At 65.3% G+C, this 24,485-nt stretch carries 21 protein-coding genes; 12 read left to right on the forward strand and 9 right to left on the reverse strand.

Annotated features, from left to right (window positions below; all coding sequences use genetic code 11):
* The first annotated feature begins 36 nt into the window (after positions 1 to 36).
* Positions 37 to 1,350: an epoxide hydrolase family protein gene (locus AC1DOX_RS14730; RefSeq protein WP_441617191.1), complete on the forward strand. Its 1,314-nt coding sequence runs from the start codon at positions 37 to 39 to the stop codon at positions 1,348 to 1,350.
* A 107-nt stretch (positions 1,351 to 1,457) separates the two neighbouring features.
* Here AC1DOX_RS14730 and AC1DOX_RS14735 read toward each other — a convergent pair whose 3' ends face one another.
* Positions 1,458 to 2,360 (reverse strand): DMT family transporter, encoded by a 903-nt coding sequence (locus tag AC1DOX_RS14735; RefSeq protein ID WP_441617193.1) that lies wholly within the window; start codon positions 2,358 to 2,360, stop codon positions 1,458 to 1,460.
* A gap of 185 nt (positions 2,361 to 2,545) precedes the next feature.
* Here AC1DOX_RS14735 and AC1DOX_RS14740 point away from each other — a divergent pair, with 185 nt between their 5' ends.
* From AC1DOX_RS14740 to AC1DOX_RS14755, 4 genes are read left to right on the forward strand one after another with little or no spacing between them, the layout of a single operon-like run.
* On the forward strand, positions 2,546 to 3,820 hold the full coding sequence (locus AC1DOX_RS14740; protein ID WP_441617195.1) for an ATP citrate lyase citrate-binding domain-containing protein: 1,275 nt from the start codon (positions 2,546 to 2,548) through the stop codon (positions 3,818 to 3,820).
* Between the two features lie 21 nt (positions 3,821 to 3,841).
* Entirely contained in the window at positions 3,842 to 6,541 is a 2,700-nt protein-coding gene (locus AC1DOX_RS14745; protein ID WP_441617197.1) for a CoA-binding protein, read from the forward strand.
* Between the two features lie 12 nt (positions 6,542 to 6,553).
* Positions 6,554 to 7,867, forward strand: a complete 1,314-nt coding sequence (locus tag AC1DOX_RS14750) for a CitMHS family transporter (RefSeq protein ID WP_441617199.1) — start codon at positions 6,554 to 6,556, stop codon at positions 7,865 to 7,867.
* 12 nt (positions 7,868 to 7,879) lie between these two features.
* Entirely contained in the window at positions 7,880 to 9,091 is a 1,212-nt protein-coding gene (locus AC1DOX_RS14755) for an ABC transporter substrate-binding protein (protein WP_441617201.1), read from the forward strand.
* Positions 9,092 to 9,093: 2 nt separating this feature from the next.
* Here the strand turns inward: AC1DOX_RS14755 and AC1DOX_RS14760 are convergent, their stop codons facing one another.
* On the reverse strand, positions 9,094 to 10,194 hold the full coding sequence (locus AC1DOX_RS14760; protein ID WP_441617203.1) for an ABC transporter substrate-binding protein: 1,101 nt from the start codon (positions 10,192 to 10,194) through the stop codon (positions 9,094 to 9,096).
* Positions 10,195 to 10,303: 109 nt separating this feature from the next.
* On the opposite strand from AC1DOX_RS14760, the gene AC1DOX_RS14765 reads away from it, so the two are divergent.
* Complete coding sequence (locus AC1DOX_RS14765) at positions 10,304 to 10,984, forward strand: response regulator (protein ID WP_092137616.1); 681 nt, start codon at positions 10,304 to 10,306, stop codon at positions 10,982 to 10,984.
* Positions 10,968 to 12,368 (forward strand): sensor histidine kinase, encoded by a 1,401-nt coding sequence (locus tag AC1DOX_RS14770; protein WP_441617205.1) that lies wholly within the window; start codon positions 10,968 to 10,970, stop codon positions 12,366 to 12,368. Before AC1DOX_RS14765 ends, AC1DOX_RS14770 begins: the two co-directional genes overlap by 17 nt.
* A 24-nt stretch (positions 12,369 to 12,392) precedes the next feature.
* Here the strand turns inward: AC1DOX_RS14770 and AC1DOX_RS14775 are convergent, their stop codons facing one another.
* The 5 genes from AC1DOX_RS14775 to AC1DOX_RS14795 all read right to left on the reverse strand — a co-directional run bounded on the left by AC1DOX_RS14775 (position 12,393) and on the right by AC1DOX_RS14795 (position 15,122).
* Positions 12,393 to 13,409, reverse strand: a complete 1,017-nt coding sequence (locus tag AC1DOX_RS14775) for a ribonuclease Z (RefSeq protein WP_441617207.1) — start codon at positions 13,407 to 13,409, stop codon at positions 12,393 to 12,395.
* Between the two features lie 64 nt (positions 13,410 to 13,473).
* Positions 13,474 to 13,815, reverse strand: coding sequence for a hypothetical protein (locus AC1DOX_RS14780; protein WP_441617209.1), 342 nt, complete (start codon positions 13,813 to 13,815; stop codon positions 13,474 to 13,476).
* Positions 13,816 to 13,875: 60 nt separating this feature from the next.
* Positions 13,876 to 14,319, reverse strand: a complete 444-nt coding sequence (locus tag AC1DOX_RS14785; RefSeq protein WP_441617211.1) for a DUF3574 domain-containing protein — start codon at positions 14,317 to 14,319, stop codon at positions 13,876 to 13,878.
* Positions 14,320 to 14,380: 61 nt separating this feature from the next.
* Positions 14,381 to 14,674: an EF-hand domain-containing protein gene (locus AC1DOX_RS14790; RefSeq protein ID WP_092137621.1), complete on the reverse strand. Its 294-nt coding sequence runs from the start codon at positions 14,672 to 14,674 to the stop codon at positions 14,381 to 14,383.
* Between the two features lie 64 nt (positions 14,675 to 14,738).
* Positions 14,739 to 15,122 carry a hypothetical protein gene (locus AC1DOX_RS14795; protein WP_441617213.1) on the reverse strand — a complete coding sequence of 128 codons (384 nt, stop codon included), beginning with the start codon at positions 15,120 to 15,122 and terminating at the stop codon, positions 14,739 to 14,741.
* A gap of 311 nt (positions 15,123 to 15,433) precedes the next feature.
* Between AC1DOX_RS14795 and AC1DOX_RS14800 the strand changes: the two genes are divergently transcribed.
* Complete coding sequence (locus AC1DOX_RS14800) at positions 15,434 to 16,348, forward strand: sterol desaturase family protein (RefSeq protein WP_441617215.1); 915 nt, start codon at positions 15,434 to 15,436, stop codon at positions 16,346 to 16,348.
* Positions 16,349 to 16,451: 103 nt separating this feature from the next.
* Here AC1DOX_RS14800 and prpR read toward each other — a convergent pair whose 3' ends face one another.
* On the reverse strand, positions 16,452 to 18,386 hold the full coding sequence (gene prpR, locus AC1DOX_RS14805) for a propionate catabolism operon regulatory protein PrpR (RefSeq protein WP_441617217.1): 1,935 nt from the start codon (positions 18,384 to 18,386) through the stop codon (positions 16,452 to 16,454).
* A 173-nt stretch (positions 18,387 to 18,559) separates the two neighbouring features.
* Here prpR and AC1DOX_RS14810 point away from each other — a divergent pair, with 173 nt between their 5' ends.
* Together AC1DOX_RS14810 and AC1DOX_RS14815 are read left to right on the forward strand one after the other, a co-directional pair.
* Positions 18,560 to 19,447, forward strand: coding sequence for an isocitrate lyase/PEP mutase family protein (locus tag AC1DOX_RS14810; RefSeq protein ID WP_092137625.1), 888 nt, complete (start codon positions 18,560 to 18,562; stop codon positions 19,445 to 19,447).
* 95 nt (positions 19,448 to 19,542) lie between these two features.
* Positions 19,543 to 20,511, forward strand: a complete 969-nt coding sequence (locus AC1DOX_RS14815; RefSeq protein ID WP_441617258.1) for a Bug family tripartite tricarboxylate transporter substrate binding protein — start codon at positions 19,543 to 19,545, stop codon at positions 20,509 to 20,511.
* A 158-nt stretch (positions 20,512 to 20,669) separates the two neighbouring features.
* Here the strand turns inward: AC1DOX_RS14815 and AC1DOX_RS14820 are convergent, their stop codons facing one another.
* Complete coding sequence (locus AC1DOX_RS14820; protein WP_441617260.1) at positions 20,670 to 21,440, reverse strand: GntR family transcriptional regulator; 771 nt, start codon at positions 21,438 to 21,440, stop codon at positions 20,670 to 20,672.
* 129 nt (positions 21,441 to 21,569) lie between these two features.
* Here AC1DOX_RS14820 and AC1DOX_RS14825 point away from each other — a divergent pair, with 129 nt between their 5' ends.
* Positions 21,570 to 22,964 (forward strand): class-II fumarase/aspartase family protein, encoded by a 1,395-nt coding sequence (locus tag AC1DOX_RS14825; protein ID WP_441617219.1) that lies wholly within the window; start codon positions 21,570 to 21,572, stop codon positions 22,962 to 22,964.
* A gap of 150 nt (positions 22,965 to 23,114) precedes the next feature.
* On the forward strand, positions 23,115 to 24,452 hold the full coding sequence (locus AC1DOX_RS14830) for a cation:dicarboxylate symporter family transporter (RefSeq protein ID WP_441617262.1): 1,338 nt from the start codon (positions 23,115 to 23,117) through the stop codon (positions 24,450 to 24,452).
* The last annotated feature ends 33 nt before the right edge of the window (positions 24,453 to 24,485 follow it).

Here is a 24,485-nt window from a genome sequence, read left to right on the forward strand (position 1 = left end):
CGATTTGACCTTGAATCAGGCAACCACGGCAAAGAGGTGGTTGCGCCGGAATCTACCCCGAATCCCGTCCTGTCCCGCCGCGCGCTGCTGCTGAGCGGAGCGGCGGCTGCGGCCGCTGCCATTTTCCCTCCGGTCGTGTCGGCCGTTCAGCCCGAGGCAGGGCAGCGTTACGCGGCGGACGCCATCCGTCCCTTCCGCATCCACGTCCCGCAGGCGGCGCTCACCGACCTCCACCGCCGGATCGTGGCGACGCGCTGGCCCGAAACGGAAACGGTCAGCGACCGCTCCCAGGGGGTGCAGCTCGCCAGGCTCCAGGCGCTGGTGCGCTACTGGGAGACCGGCTACGACTGGCGACGCGCCGAAGCCAAGCTCAATGCCTTGCCGCAGTTCCTGACGCATATCGACGGCCTGGATATTCATTTCATCCACGTGCGCTCCCGTCATCCGAACGCATTGCCACTCGTCATGACTCACGGCTGGCCCGGTTCGATCTTCGAGTTGCTGAAAGTCATCGGCCCGCTGACCGATCCCACGGCACATGGCGGGGCCGCCGAGGACGCCTTCCATCTCGTGATTCCGTCCATGCCTGGCTTCGGCTTTTCCGGGAAGCCCACGGGCACCGGCTGGAACCCGGACCGCATCGGTCGTGCGTGGGACGTCCTGATGAAGCGCCTCGGCTATTCGCGCTACGTCTCGCAAGGCGGCGACTGGGGCGCCATCATTTCCGATGCGATGGGTCGTCAGGCGCCCGATGGCCTGCTCGGCATCCACGTCAATCGGGTGGAACGCGCGACGACGTTCCCGCCGGAACTCGCGAAGGCGCTGAAGAATGGCGACCCCCCGCCGGCGAACCTGTCTGCCGAGGAGCGGGAGGTGTTTGACCAGGCCAGGGAGTTCCTCAACAAGGGCTTTGGCTATGCCGCGATCATGGGCACGCGTCCGCAAACCGAGGGATATGGCCTGGCCGACTCGCCAGTGGGGCTGGCGGCGTGGATCTACGACAAGATCGCCGATTGGGTGTTCACGCGCGGCGAACCGGAGCGTGCGCTGAGCCGCGACGAGATTCTCGACAACATCACGCTCTACTGGCTGACGAACTCCGGGCCCGCCAGCGCGCGGATTTATTGGGAGAACAACAACAGCGGCGCCCGCCTGACTCCGATCTCGATTCCGGCGGCCGTGACGGTCTTCCCCGGGGAGGTCTACAAGCCGCCGAAGAGCTGGGCGGCGCGTACCTATCAGAACCTGATCTACTACAACCGGGTGGAGAAGGGCGGCCACTTCGCGGCCTGGGAGGAGCCGGTCCTGTTCAGTACCGAAATACGCACCGCCTTCCGGTCACTGCGCTGATCGTGGCACCTGCCAGCGCGCGAGCGCTGGCTTTCCCCCCTTCGGCACAGATGCGACATCGATTCGACGTCGATGCAACGTGCAACGCGGGCGCGCCGGAGGGGGCCTCAGCGCCGCTGCGCCAGCCAGATCCCCGCCGCGATGGCGACCAGCCCGGCCGCGTGGTACCAGCGCGGCCAGTCGCCCAGCAGCAGGGTGGAGAGCAAGGCCGCAAACACTGGCGTCAGGGTAATGAAGAACACCGGCAACTGGGCGCCTGCGCGGGCAATCGCGCGATCCCACGCAAAGTAGGCGAGGAGGGAAGGGATGGTGGCTACATACATCAGGATGGCAACGACTTTGCCGCTCCATTGGAAGGGCTGATGCTGCGTCATCAGCTCCCATACGACCACTGGCACGCTTGCCACTACGCCAGTCACGATTTGCGTGAACAGCAGCACGGGCAGCGGCACGGCGGGGCGCTTCTTGCGCAGCAACCACGTATAGGCGCTCCACGCGATGGTGGCCGCCAGCATGAACAGATCGCCGGCCACGAAATCGAGCTGGGCCAGCCGGCCGACCTCGCCGCGCACGAGCACGAAGGACACCCCCACCAGACATAACAGCGCCCCGGCGACATGCCACGACTTCATCTTCTCGCGGAAGAACGTGGCGCCGATCACCAGCAGGAACAGTGGCGTGGAAGCGCCGATCAGCGTCACGTTGATTGGCGTCGACGTGGTGAGTGCCAGATACTGAAAGGCGTTATAGCTGGCGATCGACAGGACGCCCATGGCGACGAGCACGCCGGCATGCCGGCGCAGGGTCGACCAGTGCGCGATCACGCCGCGCCAGGCAAACGGGGCCAGCAGTAGCCCGGCCAGCACCCAGCGCGCGAAGTTCAGGGTGACAGGCGGCACCGTGCCGGCCGCGAGGCGACCGACAATGGCATTCCCGGCCCAGGCCAAGGGCGGGAAGGTGAGCAGAAACAGGGTGGTCCAGTCGAGCCGTCTGGTGGCGCTTGCGTGCATGGAGGCGAAGTGTTGCGTCTTGTCGAAGGCGCATTATCCGACGGAACTGCGCGACGGACGCGACGGAACGCCCGCGGCACCCCGCAAGCATGCGGGAAATCCCCTACCCCCGGATGAAAGGCTCGCGAAAGCTTCGGTGAAATAGCATTGGCTCCCATCAGTGGTCAACAGATGCAGGAGACACCATGCAAATCACCGGCATGCTTCACGGCGCGCGGTTGCTGCAGCTCGTGGGTTTTCCCACGGCCGAAGTGCTCGGGCCCGACGCCAACGACGACCAGATCAAGGACCTGATCGACCGCCACAGGCAAGTCTTTATCAAGCCCGTCTTTCGCGGCGGCGTCGGCAAGAAGGGCAAGGCGGGATTGCTCGGCCGGGTGGGTGACCTAGCTTCCGCGCTCAAGGAAAAAGAGCGTCTCTACTTCGTGGAGCATGAGCACGGCAACCAGCGCGCCAAAGCCAATGGTGTGACCTTCGAAGGGGGCGTGCCTTCGGACCATGAAATCTACTTCTCGCTGACCGATTCCACCGAGTTCCGCGCGCCCACCATGACCCTGACGCATCACGGCGGCATGGAGATCGAGGAGCTCGACAACAGCCAGATCGCGCGCGTGCCGTTCAGCCCGCTCACCGGTCTCAAGGCCTTCGTGGTGGCGAATGCGCTGAGCCGGCTGAATGCGCCGAAGGAGATCATTTCCCCGCTGGTGCAGTACCTGCCCAATCTGTGGGACTTGTTCCACGACTACGGCATGACCACGCTGGAACTCAACCCGATCCGCATGCGCGCCGACAAGCGTGGACGTCTGACGCCGGTGGCGTGTGACTTCAAATGCGGCTTCGACCGCGACGATCCGCGCTGGCAGCGCCTGAACCTCCCCGCGCATCTGTTCGCCGCCGACACCTCGCCGTTCGAGCAGGAGATCAACCAGCTGCGCACATATCAGGGCCAGAGCGACGTGTACATCATCAACGCGAAGGGCACCATCCTGGCGCCGACGTTTGGTGGCGGCGCCAACTCGCTGGTGACGCAGATGCTGGGCGACGACGCGATCATTTCGTCCGATTTCGGCGGCAATCCCCCCTACGAAAAAATGAAGGCCGTGGCCAGCATCTGCTTCAAGCACTGGCTCAAACAGAGCAACGTTCTCTTCATCATCGGCGGCAAGTCCAACAACACGGACATCTTCGAGACCTTCCGTGCCATGGCCGACGCGTTGCGCGAGCACTTCGGCAAGTACGGCCCATCGCCGCTGTATGTGGTGGTCGGGCGCGGCGGCCCGAACCTGGTGCGTGGCATGGCGGTGCTGCGCGACACCTGCGAATCGCTGGGGCTTCCCTATGTCAGCTTCGGCTTCGACTCGGCCATGAGCGAGGTGGTGGACCACGCCCGCAAGGTGGACGCGTGGATGAAAGCCGGTGGCCGCGAGCAGGTCGCGGCGCGATTGAATGTGGCCGCCTGAAGCCACTGTCTGGAGACTGCGATGCGTATCAAGGGTGTGAGCGATTTCAAGTACTTTGTCGGCATCCATTCATTGGCCGAAGTGGCGACGCGCGAGGATCGCGTGTGCGTACTCAATATCATGGGTGGGGAGTCCAGCGACGTCACGCCGGTGGGCCATGCCTACTCGGGCGGCAACGTGGTGTTCGGCACCTCGCCGGGCCGCAAGGGCCAGGTGCTCGATACCGCCGTCGGGCCGATCCCGGTCTACAACAACGTACGGGAAGGGCTGGAAGCCGGGCATCGCTTCAATTGCGGCGTGGTCTATCTGCCGCCGTCGGCGGCCGATGACGGCGTGGTGGAACTGGTGCGCGTCAATCCCGACCTGAAGAAGATCTTCATCCCGACCGAAAAAATGTCGGTGCACGATGCCCGCGAGATCCGAGCGCTGGCGCAGCTGAACGGCATCGATATCTTCGGTGGCAACAGCCTCGGCGTGGCCGACGCCTGGAACCAGGTACGCATCGGCGGAGCCCTGGGCGGCGACGCGCCCGGCGATTTGCTGCGCAAGGGTTCGATCGCGATCCTGTCGAACTCGGGCAGCTTTACCACCACCATCGCGCAATATATGCGGATGGCAGGCTGGGGCACGACCACGCTGATCTCGAGCGGCAAGGACGTCTACATCCACTATGCCGCACCGGAATTCGCATACGCGCTGTCCAACGATGATCGCAGCAAGGCCGCAGTCCTGTACTGCGAGCCCGGCGGCTTCTACGAGCGCGATGCAACATTCACCAAGCCGGTGGTGGCCTGCGTGGTCGGGCGCTGGAAGAGCAGGCTGACGCGCGCGGTGGGCCATGCCGGCGCCATGGCGGGCGGCGGCGACGACGCCGAATCCAAGGAGCGCTGGTTCATGGAGAAGTTCGGCGTCGACGGGCTGTTCACGCCGCAGCGCCCGGTCTTCTCGTCCAAGGGTGCGGTGGTGACCAATATCGCCGACATCCCCGCGGCGCTGACCGCCGTGATGCGTGCCAACGGCGTGGAACCCGATTTCGAGCCGGAAGGCACGATGGAGCTCAAGCCCTGGTTCAGCAGCAACAAGGGCTTGTCGCTGCCAGCCGATCTCGACTTGCCCGTGGTGCAGGCGCCCGCGCCGTACGGCGAGCAGATCGGCGCGCTCGCCCGGCAGATCGGCGCCGTGCTGCCGCGCCAGTCGATGAAGGACACCTCGGGCGCTTCGCAGATGGATGCGGGCACGCAGTTGACCAGCCTGCATGGCGTGTCGATGCTCGACGCGACGCGGTATCCGCTGGAAGTCAACGTGAACCTTGCGCTGCTGCACGAGCCCGGTGGCGTCAACGACCAGAAGCTGATCAACGTGGCGCTGGCGGCCTCGCTCAACCTGCACGGGCACCCCGCGCTGGCGGCGGCGCAGGCCGCGCGCGACGCCGGCAATGCGCCCAACAGCGTTTTGGCTGCGGCGGCCAGCATCCTCGGGCCGCGCTCGCAGGAACGCGCACGCGCGCTGACGCGCATGCTGATCGACGCCTTTGCCGCGACCGGCCTCGAAGACGCGACGAGCGAAGACTTCGACACCAGCGCGGTCCGGCTTGCATCGCCAGGTTTGTTCGTATCGGAGCAACCCGACGACCGGGCCAGCGCGATGCTCAAGGGCATCGACGCACGGGGCGCGAAATCGGTGTTCCTGCGTTACCTGCAATCCTTGCCCGGGCATCCGACGGAGGATGCCGTGCTGGCCGCCATCAGCGCCACGCTGGCCTGGGGGCCGCTGAAACGCAAGCGCGTATCGCGGATCACCGCCGAGAGCCTGCCATGGTGGATGCAGCTATTCGGCGCGCTGATCGGCGCCTCCGTGCCGGCGGACCAGCACCAGCCCGGCGCCTTCTGCGGCATGGCGACCAGCGATCTCCTCGGGCAACGGTCGATTACCGAGGTTGCCTTCGTCGCCCTGCTGGGCCTGACCGCCAATGCGGCCGACCTGGATGCGTTCCAGGTGCTGGTGGGGCTGTTATTGAGCAACGGACCGGGCACGATCTCGGCGCAGGGCGCGAAGGGCGCGGTTTCCGCCGATGGCCCGGAAGATCCGGAGCGCGTGCAGCTCAACAAGGCGCTGGTCGGCTTCCTGACGCACACCGGCTATGCGCATGGCGGCAACGGCTACGAGGGCATCGCCTTCCTGATCAATCAGTTCAGGGATGCGGGCCTCCAGGACCCGGGCGACCCCGGCCACGGTATCGACCTTAAGGCACTCGCGCAGCGCTACGTCAAGGACTATGCTGATTACAAGGCAAACAAGAAGAATACGGGCAGCCTGGACATCCAGAAGATCCCTGGTGTCAACCACCCAGTGTTCAAGGATAAACCAGTGAACCACGATCCTCGTGAAGTGTTCATCGGGAACCTGTTTGCCGAGCGCGGCGAGTACAACGTATTCCACGCGTTCTACCGGACGCTGGTGCAGACGCTGTTCGACGAGGGCGTATCGCGCAATGTGTACTGCGTGAATATCGACGCGGTGATCGCCGCGCTGCTGCTCAAGATGCTGTGGCGGCCCTGGCAGAGCGGGCAATACGCGGAAAGTGCGCTGGAGACGGCAGCTTTCACGATCTTCCTGTACCCGCGCATGCTCGGCTGTGCCGCCGAGATTGACGATCACCTCAACCGGGGACGGAACATGGACACGCGCACGGCGGCTTCGAAGTGCGGGTTCGTGGCCTAGGACGCTCGCGCTATGTTGACTCTGCTCGCCTACTCGATGGTGGTCGTGTTCATGGCACTGATCATGACCAAGCGGCTTTCGGCCGTGGTCGCCCTGATCCTGGTGCCGATCGTGTTCGGGCTGCTCGGGGGCTTTGGCATGCAGCTGGGGCCGATGATGCTGGATGGCATCAAGAAGCTCGCGCCCACGGGCGTGATGCTGATGTTTGCCATCCTGTATTTCGGCCTGATGATCGACGCGGGCCTGTTCGACCCCGTGGTGCGCCGCATCCTGAGGCTGGTGGGCGGCGACCCGATGAAGATCGTGGTCGGCACGTTCGTGCTGGCGGTGGTCGTGTCGCTCGACGGCGACGGCTCGACCACCTACATGATCACCTGTGCCGCCATGCTGCCGCTCTACAAGCGGCTCGGCATCAGCCGGCTGGTGCTGGCCTGCGTGATCATGATGGCGGGCGGGCTGATGAACATCCTGCCCTGGGGCGGGCCCACCGCGCGCGCCGCGAGCGCCCTGGGCGTGGACGTGGGCCTGATCTTCGTGCCGATGATCCTGCCGATGGTCGTTACCGGCGCGTGGGGCTTGTTCGTGGCGTTCATCCTCGGCCGTCGCGAACGCAGGCGTCTGGGCGCCATCGCCCTGGGCGGTGCGGCCGCCGGCATTGCGGCCCCCGACGTGGCGATGGGCGACCCGAGCATCGCCCGTCCCCGACTGCTGTGGGTCAACCTGCTGCTGACGGTGGCGTTGATGGTGCTGCTGATCCTCGGCACGCTGCCGTTGCAGGTGTTGTTCATGGTGGCCTCAGCCATCGCCATCATGATCAACTATCCGGACCTCGCCGAGCAGAAGGAGAGACTCAGCTCGCATGCGGCGAATATCGTGCCGGTGGTGGCCCTGATCTTCGCGGCCGGCATCTTCGTTGGCATCCTGTCGGGAACGAAGATGGTCGATGCGATCGCGGCCAGCGTGATCGCCGCGGTGCCGCCCTGGATGGGCCCTTACATGGCGATCGTAACCGGCGTGCTGAGCGTGCCGTTCACCTTCTTCATCTCGAACGACGCGTTCTACTTCGGCATCCTGCCGATCCTCGCCAAGGCCGCCGCGGTCTACGGCATCGGCGCCGCGGAGATCGGGCGGGCATCCCTGATTGGCCAGCAGGTACACCTGCTCAGCCCGCTGGTGGCCTCGACCTATCTGCTGGTCGGCCTGGCCGAGGTGGAATTCGGCGACCATCAGCGCTATACGATGCTGTGGGCGCTGTCGGCGGCGCTGGTCATGCTGGTCGCCACCGTCTTGCTGGGCGTCATTCCTCTCGTTGGCCATGCACCCTGACGGCCTCTCTTCATGCGTAACGTCATTCCATCCATGCCGCACTCACAGGTAGTTGCCGCCGGCCTGCCAGCCTCGCGAGCCCGACGACAACGCAGGACGTTGCTCGTCGCGCTGGGCCTGGGCTTGCTCTGTTCGCTCGGCCAGGCACAGGAGTCCGACGACGCCGAAGAGCTGATGGGCTATTCGGCCAGGGGCAGGGTGCCGGCAGGCTATCCGCCGGCCTATGCGGCGACGGTCAAGGCCGCCGAGGACGAGGGGCGGCTGGTGATTTACTCGACCACCGATGCCAGCATCGCCAATGTGCTGATCGCGGATTTCCGGGCGATGTACCCGCGCATCGACGTTACCTACGAGGACCTCAACAGCACCGTGCTCTACCACCGCTTTGTCGCCGAAACGCAGCTCGGCGGCGAATCGGCGGACGTGTTGTGGAGTTCGGCCATGGACCAGCAGGCGGCGCTGGTCAGCAATGGCTACGCGATGCGCTACGACTCGCCGGAAAAGGCCAGCCTGCCCGCATGGGCCAACTGGAAGGATGAGGCCTTCGCCACCACCTTCGAGCCGGTGGTCTTTGCCTACAACAAGACACTGCTGAAGGCCAGCGAGGTGCCGCAGTCGCATGCGGAACTGGCGCGGCTACTGAATGCGGACCCGAACCGCTTCAGGGGAAAGGTGGTCAGCTATGACATCGAGAAGTCCGGGCTCGGCTTCTTCCTGGCGACGCAGGATGTCGCGGTCTCCGCGGACTACTGGAATATCGCCCGCGCCATGGGCAAGAGCGGTGTGCGGCTGGACCTGACCACCGACGCCATGGTCAGGCGCATTGCTTCCGGCCAGGCCCTGATCGGCTACAACCTGCTCGGTGCCTACACGCTCGCGCAGGCGCGAAGAAATCCATCGATCGGCTACGTGTTTCCGAAGGACTACACGCTGGTCATGTCGCGCATCCTGCTGGTGAGCAAGAAGGCGGCGCATCCGAATGCCGCGAAGCTGTGGGTCGACTATCTGCTGTCGAAGCGCGGCCAGACCGTGATTGCCACCAACGCGCGCCTTTTTGCGGTGCGCGATGACGTCCAGGGCGAGAGTACGGCGGCGAGCCTGAAGCAGACGCTCGGTGCCAGCCTGCGGCCGATCGCCGTCGGGCCCGGCCTGATCGGCTACCTCAATAACCAGAACTACCGGGATTTCATCCTGCAATGGCGGCAGGCCGTCGTGTCGCCCTAGGATCAGGGCGAGCGAGCCAGCGCATCATTCCAGCGTCGGAGGAAATCCTGACGCTTGGTGCGGTCGAGGTAGGCCATCAGGCCGACGCCGATCGCGATTGGCCTGACCTTGCCGCCGGCGTCGAGGCGAAACACCGCCGCATTGCCGCCGCCGGGGACATCGCCGCGTAACGGAAACAAGCCCATCCGGTTCGCCAGCACGGTCTGCCCGCGCCTGGACAGGATGTAGTCGAGCCAGAGCCGGGCCGCATTGGGATGCGCCGCGCGACGCTGGATAAAGGCGATGCGCGAGCCGACCAGCACATAGTCCTGCGGGTAGACCAGCCCGATGGCGGGATCGGTGCGCATCTTGCTGGCGGCGTAGGAGCCGAGGACGTTGTAGGCCAGCAGGCTTTCACCGGAAGACACGCTCTCCAGCATCGCTGCGGTGCTCGGCGCCTGCCGCGCGCGATTGACGCCGAGCGCCTGCGCAACCTCCCACAGCATGCCGGAGGCCTTCTCGTCCTGCGTGGCGAACAGGAAGCCGAGGCTGGAAGCCGACGGATCGTAGGTCACCACGCGGCCATTGAAACGTGCGGGATCGGTCTTGAGCAGGCGAATGAAGTCGGCATGCGTGCGCGGAACTTCGGCTGCGGGCAGTGCGTGCTTGTTGTAGGCGAAGCCCGCCGGTTCGAGCGTCGTGCCCCATGCCTCGTTTTTCCACACTGACCAGTCCGGCAGGTGGGCACGTTCGGGGGAGGCGTATCGCAAGGCGTGGCCATCGTTGACCAGCTTGACCTGCAGGTCCATGGCCGAACTCCACAGCACGTCGGCGGTGGCGCTGCGGTTCTGGATTTCCTTCAGGAAGCGGTCGTAGATCTCGGTGCTGTTGAGGTCGTGGTATTCCACCTCGATGCCGGGATACATGGACTTGAAATCGGCAATCAGGTACGTGGCCTCGGCCACGTCGGAGGGAGAATAGATGACGACCTTGCCCTCCTGCCGCGCGGCCGCGATGGTCGCCGCGTAGCTGCCGGGATAGTTCTCCGGGACCTGGGGCTGCGCCGCCGCCTGCGTTGGCAGCAGCGACAGCAACGGCCATTGCAGCAGGAGGAGACCGCTCAACCATGCTCTCCATGTCATGTTTCCCCCCGGGTCTGTCGAAGTTGGCGCACCATTATAGGCGCCCATATACTTCGTGCGGACACTGGTATTTTCATCCGAGAGTCAGGCCATGCGCACCCTAGTCGTCGAAGACAACCCGAAGCTGGCACGCTCGCTGATGGAGGCCCTGGGTGCCGCCGGCATGGTGCTCGACATGGTTTCCGACGGGCTGCACGCGGATCAGTTGCTGCAGGCCGAGAACTACGACGTGGTGGTCCTCGACCTCGCGTTGCCGGGGCTGAGCGGCATCGAAGTGCTGCGCCGCGTCAGGGCGCGTGGTGACGATGTACCGGTCCTGATCCTTACCGCCTCGGGAGAAACCCCCGATCGCGTGCGCGGCCTCAATGCCGGCGCCGACGACTACCTGCCCAAGCCATTCGACCTGACCGAGCTGATCGCCCGCCTGCGCGCGATTGCGCGGCGCCGGCAGGGACGCACCCATGCGCTGTTCGAGCTCGGCCGCCTGTGTTTCGACAGCGTGGCCATGGAATTTACCGTGGCCGGGCAGCCGCTGGAATTGCCGCGGCGCGAGCACGGCGTTCTGGAAACGCTGATCACCCGCGCCGGCCGGCCGGTCAGCAAGCAGGAGATGTGCGCGCAACTGTGCTCGCTGGACGATGCCGTCAGCGCGGAGGCGGTGGAGATCTATGTGCACCGCCTCCGCAAGCGCCTGGAGGGCAGCGGCACGCGGATCCGCACGTTGCGCGGGCTGGGGTATCGGTTGGAAGTGACCGATGATCCGGCTGCGTAACCATCTCCTGCGCTGGCTGCTGATTCCACTGGTGATCGTCTGGGCGGCAGGCTTTCGCATCGGCTACGTGCGCACGCTGGAGCAGGCCAACGAGGCCTATGACCGCACGCTGCTCGGCTCGGCGCTGGCCATCGCCGAGCGGGTATCCGTGCATGGCGGCGAGGTTAGCGTCGATGTGCCATACGCGGCGCTGGAGATGCTGGAGACGCGCTCGCAGGACCGCATCTTCTACAAGGTGAGCTGCCTCGATCCGCCAAAGGTGTTCACGGGGCACGAGGATCTTCCCGACCCGTCCACGCCACCGCGCGGCAACGCGCCGCTGTTCCACAACGCCGTGTACAACGGCGAGCCCGTGCGGCTGGTGGCGCTGCGGCGGCCCCTGTATGACGCCAGGGTCTGCGGCGCGCTGCTGATCCAGGTCGGCGAGACCACGGGTGCGCGCGAGGCCTTGTCGACGCGCATCCTGATCGACGCCAGCGCGATGCAGCTCACCCTGATCGCCGTTGCCGCGCTGCTGATCGCGCTCGGCGTGCGGCGCGGGCTACTGCCGCTGCGGCGCATCCGGGACGAAATCAAGCGCCGCGACGAGACGGACCTCACGCCGATCGCGACGCAGAGCGTGCCGCGCGAAGTGGTGCCGCTGGTCGAGGCGATCAACCTGCACACCCAGCGGCAGCGTCAGGTCAATGACGCGCACCGGCAGTTCATCGCCGATGCGTCGCACCAGTTGAAGACGCCGCTGGCGGTGCTCAAGACGCAGGCCGCGCGGGCGCTCGCGCAATCCGATGCCGGCCGCATGCGTCAGATCGTCGAGGAGATCCACGACAGCACCGATGCCACGTCGCGCATGATTCAGCAGCTGCTGGCATTGGCGCGCAGCGAGGCGGACTACGTTGCCGACGACGAAGCGCTGGATCTGGTGGAACTCGCGCGCCAGGCGACCTTTGACTTGCTGCCACAGGCACTTGCCAGGCGGATCGATCTCGGCTTCGACGGCAACGCGCCGGTATGGACCACAGGCAAGGCGCTTCTGCTGCGCGAGCTGGTTTCCAATCTGGTCGACAATGCGATCCGCTATACGCCCGAGGGCGGAAGGATCGACGTGTCAGTCGCGTGCGATGTCGCGGGCGATGCGGTGCTGGAAGTTGACGACAATGGGCCGGGCATTCCGCCCGACGAGCGAGAGAAGGTATTTGACCGCTTCTATCGCGCGCGTGGCGCGAGGGCCGACGGCTGCGGCCTTGGCCTGTCGATCGTCAGGCAGATCGCCGACCGCCACGGCGCCCGCATCGAGCTGGGTCAGGCTGCGGGCAACACAGGGCTACGCGTGCGCGTGCGATTTCCGTCGTCCACGTGCCGGCAGGGAGGCAAAGGCGCCAGATAGAGGGGCCGCCGAGGGACAAGCCCGCTACAGACCGCTCCCGGCCCAGGCATCCCGTACCTCCGCGGCCAGTTCGGCGGCGCGGCCCCGGTAGCGTGGCGAGAAATGGAACGGCGTCACCGCGTGGGCACCCACGCTGCGCGCGATCAGGCCAGCCTGAGCGGCGGTCAGGTGGTTCTTGCGCAGGCCGTGTGTCTTGTCGATATCCAGGAACACGCTCTCGATGAAGAGCTGGTCGACCTCTCGCATCAGGTGCGACAGCGCTTCCACGTTTTCGCTCGTATAACGCAGGTCGGTGACGTAGCCGATACGCCGGCCCGGAACGATTTCCAGAATCAGCCGGCTCAACTCGCCGACCGTGCGCGTCACCGCGTGATCACCGCTCCTGTCACGCCACTGCACGAGAATTGGCGCGTCGTCGGCGGCGCCCGTCAGCACGGCATGCTTCAGCTCGCGCAGCCAGGCGCCGGTGGTCAGGCCGGACTCGATCAGGCGCTCCTTGATGACGCCGAGTCGCGCCTTTTCCTCCACAAGGTAGGCCAGGCATGGCATCCCGTGATCGACAAAACAGGCGCGCACGCGAAACGTCGCCTCGTCGTGAACGATGTCATCGGTCCGGCCGATAGACGATTCGGCCTCCCTGGCGAAGGCGTGACGGCTGGAAAAGCGTGCGCGCCGCATCTGCCCGTCCAGTTCGATTTCGATCGCCTCGATGACCAGCTGGATCGCATAGCGATGCACCACGTTCCAGGTGTAGGAAAGCAGCTTGTGCTCGACCTGCGCCACGAATCCCGGTCCGCCGTATAGCACGATGCACGGTTTTCGCCCGAGCAGCACCCGCAGCAGATGGTCGAAGCCAGAGAAATGATCCATGTGGGCATGCGTGACAAACACATGCGACAGGCGCATCAGATTGCGCGGCATCAGGGTGGTGATGTCGCCCAGATCCAGCAGCAGCGCGCGCCGTTCGTCCACGAAGTCGACGAACAATCCCGGGTCGCCAAAGACGTCGTTGACAAGGCGGGCTTCGAGCAAGGGACGCATGATCTCTCACGGTGCGTCAGACACCGGGGCCCGGCGATCGGCGCGTGCTGGCCCGATCGGAAAATCACTGCCCGGATAGCTCGCGAAGCAGCTTCTGTACGATCCGCTCATGTTCTTCCATTGCGGCGTCGAGCGTCGGCGCGCCATAACTCTCGTTGTCGTGCCCGGCTAGCCCCGTCACGCGCGTGAGGAACAACGGCGTGTCTTTCGGCGCGGCTTCGGACACGCCCCGGAAGCGGGTGGTCACCACGCCGCCGGATTGCTCCAGCAGGGTCCGACGGAATACCAGGTCGTTTTCCGCCATCCAGCGGGACCACGCTTCCTGATCGGTGACCTGTACCGGCCGGTTTTTCTCGTCGAGGATATAGAAGCGGCGCCACTTCTGTGGGTCGTCACGAGGCTTCATCGGATCTCCCTGGAATGTGGTTGTGGCCCGGATGTCACCCGGGCTCGCGTGGGTCGCCAGCTAGAACGAAATGCACGCCGGGCTGCGAACCCGAAGCACGGCTTCCTGCTGAAAACGGATCTTGTACTCGCTGACCACGGCTTGCGCCTGGGCTTCGCTGCGACCGTCTGCGGCGTACACGAGACTCAGGACGTATGAGGGTTCGCGAATCACATGTCCGTCGGCGCCACGCCATTGCCCCGAGGCCGGCCAGGCCGTGAAGCCTTGCGGAAAGCGCGGGGTCACCGTGTCCTGCAGGAAAGCACTCCATTCGGATGCCGACACCACGCCATCAGGCTTCGCGCCTCCGAAGACCATCCATTCGCTGACCGCGCGCTGCTCGCCTGCCGCGCACGCGGGGCCGGACACGGCTGCACAGCCGGTCAACGCCAGCATCATCGCCAGCGAGAGCGCGATGGCGACGGGATGGCGGATACGGAGCGGAGAGGGGCGCCGACCTTGCATGCTTAAAGACTAGTACAGTGCCCACGCCGCGCGGGCGGATCGGATGGGGCGCCTCCGTGCATCAACGGGACATCATCTTCTGCCCCATGAACGCTTCGATCTCGGGCAGCGTGACATAGCCGTTGCGCTGCGTGTCGATCTGGTCGAAATAGCTCGCGACCCGTGGCATGCCGGCGGCGGCCTGCTCACGCGTCAGCTTGCCGTCGTGCGTGGTATTGGCGCTGGCAAAGCGCGCCTGAAGCTGCTGCATTGCACGCTCGACACGCGGGCTGGCCGTGGCCGGCATCTCGACGCTCTGCGCGAACGCACCCGCCGAAGCCAGGCACAGGGCAAGCATTGCAATCATCTTTTTCATGATGTTCTCCGTTGGATAGCCGGCCTCTGCCGGTAGATATGGAAAGGAAATCGACTGGAAAGACTCAGGCCAGGTGCGCAGGCACCCACACGCCGCCGACCCAATGGCCCGGCACCCTCACTGGCGTCTGCATCGGATGCGCCACATAGATGGCGTGCGGGGCAACGTAGGCGGCACGTGGCAGCGGCGTGGCCTTCACCACCACAGTCGGCAGCGGCGTCGTAGCGACGACCATTTGGGGCGGCGGCGCCACCACAACCTTCGGCGGCGTGGCCACCACCACCTTTGGCGGCCGCACATACACCGTTGTTGGCGCAACCACGACGGCGGTGGCCGCAAACGCCTGGCTGCTTGCCAGCAGCATCAGCGTGCCGGCGGCTGCACCAAGGGAACGAGGGAAGTGGCTGAAGCGCGAGGAGAGCGAAGAGAGAGTGGAGAGCGAAGTCATCGAAAGGTCCTTGGGGTTCGGTTCCAGGCCGGCCGGTGCGGCGCGGCAACGGGTCGAACTATAGGACGATGCCCCGCGAAAATCGCGTGGAGAAAAATGTCGCCGCGTTACACCGGCTGCCAGTGGGGAATGCGCTGCGGGCCTTGTTCCCAGGCCGTGATTCATGGGGTGGTGCCGCGTCGCCAGCCATGACATAAGTCGACATACTTCCTGCATGGCGCTACCGCCGTCCGCCCACTACATTTGCCTCACCGACGCAGCAACGCTCCTCCGCACTGCAACGCGTCACAACTCACGGCACTGGACGGATCATGCACAACCTGCTCATTTTCAATCTCGGCGTCACGGCGTTTATCGTGGCGGTCTCGCTGGTCGAAGCCATCGTGCTGGCACGCAAGGCGCGCCAGCAAGGCAAGGCCTACCCCTGGCATGAAGTCGGCCTGTCGCTGGCCGATCTGGCCGGCCGCAAGCTGATGGCGTTCCTGCCGCTGTCGCTGGCCACGCCGATCTTTTCGCTCGCCTGGCAGCACCGCATCTTTACGCTCCAGATCCACAGCGCGCTGGCCGTGTTGCTGCTCTTCGTCGGACAAGAGTTCTGCTACTACTGGTACCACCGCGCCTCGCACCGCATTCGTTTCTTCTGGGCGACACACGCGGTGCACCACTCGCCGAACGAGTTGACGCTGGGCACTGCCTACCGTCTGGGCTGGACTGGCAAGATCACCGGCAGCGCAGTGTTCTTCGCCCCGCTAGTCTGGCTTGGCGTGCGTCCTGAAGTCGTGCTGGCCACGCTGAGCCTGAACCTGCTGTACCAGTTCTGGCTGCATACCACCTGGATTCCGAAGCTGGGCTGGCTCGAATATGTGTTCAACACCCCGTCGGCGCACCGCGTTCACCATGCCTCGAACATCGATTACCTGGATGCCAACTTCGGCGGTGTGCTGATCGTCTTCGATCGCCTGTTCGGCACCTACGTGGAAGAGCGCGAGGAAGAACCCTGCCGCTACGGCCTGGTCAAGCCGACCACCACCCACAATCCGATCGTCAACCAGTTCGAGCACTGGGTCAGCCTGGGCAAGGACATGGCCAATGCCGGCAGCCTGCTGAATGCGATTGGCTACGTGGTGATGCCCCCGGGCTGGACGCCGGACGGCAGCGGTGAAACGACCGAGAGCCTGCGCCGGCAGGCGGAGGCAGGGCAGGCGGCAGTCGTCAGCGCGAGATAAGAGAAGGGCGGCAGGAGACGGTAGAACGGGCAGCGTGAGCTGCCCGTTTTGCGTTGAGGTCAAACCGAAGGCAACGACGCCAGAATCATTTTGATAGTGCCTCCTACTCCTTCATGAGTCTCCAGAGTGTCGTCCGCCCGATCCCGAGCGCGCGGCTCGCTGCGGCACGTTTGCCGCCATGCTCTTCCAGGGCCCGCAATACGTCGTCGCGGGTCACCGTGGTCGGCGGCGAATCGATTGGCTTGCGCACGGGCGCAGGCGCTGCTTGTATCCGTCCAAATTCCGGAAAAACATCCCGAAGATCCAGCCACGCGTCGCTGGTGGCATCGCCAAGATAGATCGCCGCGCGCGCCACCAGGTTATCGAGCTCCCGTACGTTTCCGGGCCATGCGTATTGCTCGAACAGCGGCGTCAGGAATTCCAGCACGCGCTCCGTGGCCGTGGCGGGCAACTCGTATTTTGCGGCGCTGCGCGCAAGGAGGTGCCGCGCAAGGTCCGGAATATCGCCGCGCCGCTCGCGCAATGGCGGCAGTTCGATTTGCAGCAGGTTGAGCCGGAAATACAGGTCCGCGCGAAATGCACCCTGTTCGGCCATGGCACGCAGGTCGCGATGCGTCGCCGCGATGACGCGAACATCAATCGGTGTGGCACGCCCCGAACCGAGTTTCATCACCTCCCGCTCTTGCAGCACGCGCAGCAACCGGCTTTGCGTCGCCGCTGGCATTTCACCGACTTCATCGAGAAAGATCGTCCCCGTATGCGCGATTTCGAAGAGGCCCGGTTTGCCGCCGCGGCGCGCGCCGGTGAAGGCTCCCTCTTCGTGACCAAACAGCTCGCTTTCTATCAGCCCTTCCGGCAGGGCCGCGCAATTGAACGCGACGAATGGATTGCCGCGCCGGCGGCTCGCATTGTGAATGCCCTGTGCGACCAGCTCCTTGCCCGTGCCGCTCTCACCAGTCAGCAGTACGGTCGCGTCGTGTGCGGCGCCGGCCCGCGCCAGGCGCCGCACACGCTCGAGCGCTGGCGATGCGCCGGTCAGGTCCGCCAGGCCGTGCCGCGCCACCAGGTGCTTCGGGCGTTGACTGGTTCGCAGCGAGCGGTCGATGCGCTGCGCGACCAGCGCGTCCTGCACGGTGACCACGGCGCCGGAACGCAAACCGTGCTCGACGATCGGCACGCAGTTGACGATCAGCGATCGGCCGCCGATCTGCTCGATGCGCTCGTCGCCCGATGGGTCGGCGTTGTCAGGCGCCTCCCGCAGCAATGGGCCGACCGCTCTCGTCAGCTGTGGCGCCAGGTCGTGGGCATGATCGAGTCCGAGCAGATCGACCATCGCGGGATTGACCACTTCGAGCTGGCCCGCCTCGTCGAATGCGGCCACGCCATCGCGCAGATGCGCGACGATGGTGTTGAGCCGTACGCGCTTGGATTCCTTCTGGCGGCTCATGCGCGCCAGCTCGATGGAGCGCTCGAACGCCTCTTCGACGGCGCCGAGGGAATAGAGAAACACGCTGTGCAGCCCCGCCTGCAGCGCGAGATCGCATGCCATGCCCGGGCCGATGATGACGCCGCAGCCCTCGGCGGCGAGCGTGCGGACGGCCACGCGGACTTCGTCGATCGAGCGGTAGGCGCGCTGCTTCAAGGCGACGTTCAGCCACGCGCTGAGGTCGGTCAACTCCTTCGACACCGTCTCGTGCAGGACCAGCCCAATGGGGGCGCCGGGCCACATCGTGATGGCATGCGTGATGGCGCTCAGCACGTCAAAGCCGTTCACCTTGACCATCACGACCGGCACGCTCAGGTTGTCGCGCAAGTACGCGCCGTTTGATCCGGCGGCAAGCACGACGTCGACCTTGCCCGCATCGACATACGCCTGCAGGGCGGTCACGGCGGCACCGTAGCCCGCGCGCACCGAGAAGAATTTCGCGTGCTCCGTATAGCGCGGCGCGACGGTTTCGCATAGCGTACTTAACTGACTGATGCTGACCAGCGCGATGCCGGGGCGGCCTTGGTTCGGGTTCGAGGCGAGCGTTGACACGATGAATCTCCAGAAGTGAAACGATTCTGGAACGTTTCACGAAACACGTGAAACATTGTCGCACGAACGTTTCTGGCGCGGCGTCTTCTATAAACCATTGTTTTAAAACAGAAAACAGAAAGGCTCAGGGGTTGGCACGATCCCTGCGGAAAGTCACGTACTGGAGAAAACCTATGACTATCTCGTCTACTGCTCGCCGCGCGGCTTTCCGCGCCAAGGTCAATCAACGCCAGGGCCTGCTGGTACCCGGCGCCTTCAACGCCATGAGCGCGCGCGTCATCGAGGACGCCGGCTTCGAAGCGCTCTATCTGACCGGTGCCGGCGTGACCAACATGTCGTTTGGCCTGCCCGATCTCGGCTTCATCGGCTTGGCTGACATCGCGGAACACACCGCACGGGTCCGCGACGCCGTCGCGCTGCCGTTGATCGTCGATGCCGACACCGGCTTTGGTAACGCGCTCAATGTGCGCCAGACCGTCCGCACGCTGGAGCGCAGCGGCGCGGATGCGATCCAGTTCGAAGACCAGGTGATGCCGAAGAAATGCGGCCATTTCGCCGGCAAGGAAGTTATCTCGGCGAGCGAGATGCTCGGCAAGATTCGCGCGGCCGTCGATGCGCGTGAAGACCCCAACCTGCTGATCATCGCCCGCACCGATGCCGCCGCCGTGCATGGCATCGAAGACGCCATCGAGCGCGGCCACCGCTTCGTCGAGGCGGGCGCGGACATCCTGTTCATCGAGGCGACCGAGTCGCTGACCGACATCGAGCGTTTGCCGAAACTGATCGACGCGCCGCAGTTGATCAATATCGTGATCGGCGGCAAGACGCCGACGCAGTCGCGCGAGGCGCTCGCCGGCCTTGGCTATGCCATCGTGCTGTATGCCAACGCGGCGCTGCAGGGCGCGGTGCTTGGCATGCAGCGGGCGCTTGGCACGCTGCGCGCGAATGGCCGGCTTGACGAGGATGCATCCCTGGTGGCGCCATTCAGCGAGCGGCAGCGGCTGGTCAACAAGCCCCTGTACGACGCGCTCGATCGCGAATACGCCGCAAAGGACGACTGAGCGGCAACACCGTTCGATCGCATCCGCACCATCCCAATTCAAACCACGCTAATCAAACGGGACCACCCATTCCCGGACGGAGACATGCATTGATGATGACGACCCGATTCACTCTCGGCCTGCTTGCTTCGGCCAGCCTTATCGCGGCGGTACCGGCTTTTGCTGAAGGCCAGTGGCCTACCAAGACGATTCGCCTTGTGGTGCCTTTTGCCGCTGGCGGCGCCAATGACCTGATGGCGCGGGCGGCGGCGGAGGGGGCTTCCAAGGCGCTGGGCCAGACCGTGCTGATCGACAACCGGCCCGGCGCGGGCGGCACCGTTGGCGCCGACGCGGTCGCCAAGAGCGCACCGGACGGCTACACGTTCCTGGTCAGCGCCGCTGGCGTGATTTCCAACAGCATGATCAAGAAGTCCGTTCCCTTCAAGGACGACGCGCTGGTCCCCGTCGTCATGATCGGGCTTGCGCCGTCGGTCATCGTCGTGCCGAAGAACGCGCCCTACAAGGATTTGCGCGACTTCGTGGAGGCTTCGAAGAAGGGCGCCGGATTCAACTTCGCCACGGCGGGAACCGGCAGCACGCCGCACTTCGTCGCCGAGATCCTCAATGTGAAGTACGGCGCGAAGCTGCAAGCCGTGCCTTACAAGAGCGGATCGGAAAGCACCACGGCCGTACTGGGCGGCCAGGTGGAAGGCACCTCGGAGGCCAGCATCATCGCGCTTCCGCATATCCTGCACGAAGGCAAGTTCAAGCCGCTGGCAACTACCTGGACGCAGCGCATTTCGGCCTATCCGCAGCTCTCCACCGCCGTGGAGCAAGGCTTTCCGGAGCTGCAGATTGCCCACTGGGCCGGCATTCATGCGCCCAAGGGCACGCCAAACGCCATCCTCGACAAGCTGGCCGCTGCGGTGGATACCGCAATGAAGGACCCGGCCGCCGCCGCGAAACTCAAGGCAGTGGGTATCGAGCCGATTGGCGGCACGCGTGCGGACTTCGTGAAGTTTGTCGATGCGGAGCGGAAGCGGCTGGGCGAGATCGTGAGGGCCGCCAAGATGCAGGAAAAGTGATGGCCGCGCAGGACCCGGTCGTGGCCGGGGGAGGGGAGGTTGCTTCCCTTTCCCGGCTCACCTGTCCTGCGCGAAAGCCCATCGCGTAGCCACCGTTCGCCGGTGGCCTTCATGCAGCCCCCATGCTGCAGGCCTCGTGCCATCGCCGCGTCAAGCCACTACGGCGTCGAACGCTTCAGCCGCATCGACACTGAAAAGCTGTCCGCCGGGTGGATCGTCGCCGTTACCTCGAAGGTTTGCCCGTCGGCGTCCAGATAGCGCCGCACGATCTTCAATACCGGCGCGCCCAGCTCGAGCTTCAGCGCCCTCGCCACGCGTTCGTCGGTGAGGGTCGACGCGCGCACGTCCTGCTCGATCTCCGCGATCTGCCGCCCATAGCGCGACTCGATCAGCGTACTGACCAGCGTATCCGGCGACGCGCGCACCATGTCGCCAATCTCCGTGTAGGCCGGGTCGATATAGACATCGGTCCAGGCCATCGGCAAGGCGCCGCGGCCGTCGCGATCATCGCGATGGCCGCCCACATCACGCGCATCGTTCAGGCGGATGCTCGAGATGCGTAGCCACGGTGTCCCGTCCGCGCAGCCGATCTCGCGCGCCACGCCCCCATCCACCTTCACCTTCTCCACCGACTGCACCAGCCGCAGGTGCTCCGCGCCGAACTGCACGAGGTCATCCACCGACGCCAGCGTGGGCCGGAACACGGCCTTGGGCCGCGACGCCTCCACGCGCGTGCCCACGTTCTTGCGCCGCGACACCAGCCCCTGGTCCTGCAACTCCTGCAGCACCGCGCGGATGGTGTAGCGGCTGGCGTTGAACTGCTCGCACAACTCGAATTCCGTTGGCAGCAGCGTGCCGACCGGGAAGCGCCCCGAGGCGATCCCGTCCAGAAGCTGCCGGGCGATCTCTGCTGAATTGGTTTTGCTCATTGGGATCGATTGCATCACTTCTCCATGAGACGGGGTAAACCCTCATTTGCGAAATATGTTCGAACATATTTAATGGTCGATATGTTCGAACATATTAGCGAACCCGACTCACCATCACAAGGTAGCACCATGTCCACCTACTCCTTTTCCGCGATTCCCGCCGCCAGCACCGTCGTCGACTCCGTCCTCTTCCGCGACGCGTTCGGCACGAAGCACATGCGCCAGATTTTCGCCGACGGCGCGCTGGTGCAGCGCTATATCGACGTCGAGGTCGCGCTGGCCAAGGCCGAGGCTCGCGTCGGCGTGATTCCGGCGGAGGCGGCCGAGGCCATCGCCCGCGAATCGCGCATCGAGCGGATCGACTTCGACCACATGCGTGAGGAAACCGACATCGTGGGCTACCCGATCCTGCCGCTGGTGCACCAGCTGGTGGCGATGTGCGGTGAGGCCGGGCGCTACGTGCACTGGGGCGCCACCACGCAGGACATCATGGACACCGCCGTGGCGCTCCAGGTGCGCGACGCGCTCGACAGCATCGACGCCGACATTCGTGAGCTGCGCGGCATTCTCGCCGATCTTTCGATCAAGCACCGCAATACGCCGATGGCCGGCCGCACCCACCTGCAGCAGGCGCTGCCGGTGACGTTCGGCTACAAGACCGCGATCTGGCTGGCGATGTTCGACCGCCACCAGCAGCGCCTCGCCGAACTGCGTCCGCGCGTGGCGGTGGTGGAGTTCGCCGGCGCGGCCGGCACGCTGGCTTCGCTGGGCGGACAAGGCGACAACAAGGGCTTCGACGTGCAGCGCGCGCTAGCCGAGGAACTTGGCCTCGGCGTACCCGCCACCACGTGGCACGTGGCGCGCGACGGCTTTGCCGAGGCGGTCAACCTGCTGGCGCTGGTCACCGGGTCGCTCGGCAAGATCGCGCTCGACATCATGATCATGGCGTCGACGGAATTCGCCGAAGTCTACGAGCCGTTCGTCAAGGGCCGCGGCGCTAGCAGCACCATGCCGCAGAAGCGCAATCCGATCTCGAGCGAACTGATGCTCGCGGCGTCGAAGGCGGTGCGCCAGCACGCGGGCCTGATGGTCGACGCGATGGTGCAGGACTTCGAGCGCGCCACCGGCCCCTGGCATGCCGAATGGATCGCCATTCCGGAGAGCTTCATTCTCACGTCGGGCGCGCTGCATCAGGCGAAGTTCGCGCTGGGCGGGCTGATCGTGGATACCGCCCGCATGAAGCACAACCTCGGCATCACCAACGGGCTGATCGTGGCGGAGGCCGTGATGATGGGCATGGCGCCGCATATCGGCCGCCAGCAGGCCCACGATGTGGTCTACGACGCCTGCCGCGCCGTCAACGAATCGGGCGGAACGCTGGCCGACGCACTGTGCGCGCTGCCGGCCGTCACCCGGCATTTCGAGCGCGCCGCCATCGAGCGCATGACCGACCCGGCCAACTACCTCGGCCTCGCCCCGCAGATGGTGGATCAAGCCATCGAACTGTCCCGCAAGGTGGCCTGAGCACTGGCCCCGGTGGAGGAAGACATCATGCAAAACCAGACCATCCAGACCCCAGCCACCCCGCCGGCCAACCTGCCGGAGGTCCCGCCAAATGTCCCGCCGAATGTTCCGCCGAACAGCGTGCGCCTGCCCTGGTATCGCAAGCTCGGCATGCAGGTGCTCGTCTCGCTGATCCTCGGCATCGCCGTCGGCTTCCTGTTTCCGAAGTTCGCATCGCAGCTCAAGCTGCTGGGTGACATGTTCCTGGCGCTGATCAAGGCCGGCGTGGCGCCGCTGGTGTTCCTCACCATCGTCCACGGCATCGCCTCGGCGGGCGACGTGAAGAGTGCCGGGCGCGTGGGCTGGCGGTCGATCCTGTATTTCGAGGTGATCTCCACCATCGCGCTGGTGGTCGGCATCGTCGCCGGCAACGCGCTGGAGATCGGCAAGGGCATGTCGCACGTGGCCGGCAGCGCCGTCACGCCGGCCGCCGCCAAGGCCGCCGCGCCGCAAGGCTTCCTCGAATTCATGATGCATATCGTGCCCGACAACTTCGTCGGCGCCTTCGCCAAGGGTGAACTGCTGCAGGTGGTGGTGCTGGCGGTGATGGTCGGCATCGGCATTCTCGCCATTCCCGAGAGCCGCCGCGTGAAGATCAACGACGGCCTCGACACCATCTCGGAGGTGCTGTTCTCGTTCATCAACCTGGTGATGAAGCTGGCGCCGATCGGCACCTTCGGTGCGGTGGCGTACTCCGTAGGCAGCAATGGCGCCGCCGTGCTGGTCGCGCTCGCGCAGTTCGTGCTGAGCTTCTATGCGCTGGTGGTGCTGTTCATCGCCGTCGTCCTCGGCCTCGTGGCGAAGCTGGCCGGCTTCAGCCTGTGGCGCTTCCTGCGCTACATCAAGGACGAGATCCTGATCGTGCTCGGCACCGCATCGTCGGAAAGCGCGCTGCCGCGCTTGCTGATCAAGCTCCAGCGCCTGGGCTGCGCCAAGCAGACCGTCGGCCTGGTGCTGCCGACCGGCTATGCGTTCAACCTCGACGGCACGTCGCTCTTCATGGCGATGGGCGTGATGTTCATCTCGCATGCCTACGGCGTGCCGCTGACGCTGGATCACCAGATCGGCATCCTGCTGCTCATGCTGCTGACGTCCAAGGGTGCGGCCACGGTCTCGGGCGGGTCGTTCGTGGTGTTCGCCGCGACGGTGACGTCAACGGGGATCCTGCCGGTGGAGGGCCTGGCGGTCATCTTCGGCGTCTACCGATTCCTGTCGATGGCCATCTCGACGTGCAACACCATCGGCAACAGCGTGGCGACCGTGGTCATCGCCAAGTGGTCGGGCACCTTCGACGCCGAGACCGCGAAGCGCCACCTCTATCCCGAACGCTATCCGGACATTGGTGCAGCTGACGCCGCGCTCGACGACGGCACCCTGCTGGGCGAGGACGCCGACGCCGCCAATCCGCATTCGTCCGGTATCCCGATGAAGCGCGCCACCGCGATCTGAGCCGGACCCCCAAACACCAACGAGGAGACAACC

It is taken from the genome of Cupriavidus sp. 01L415 (assembly GCF_056400065.1).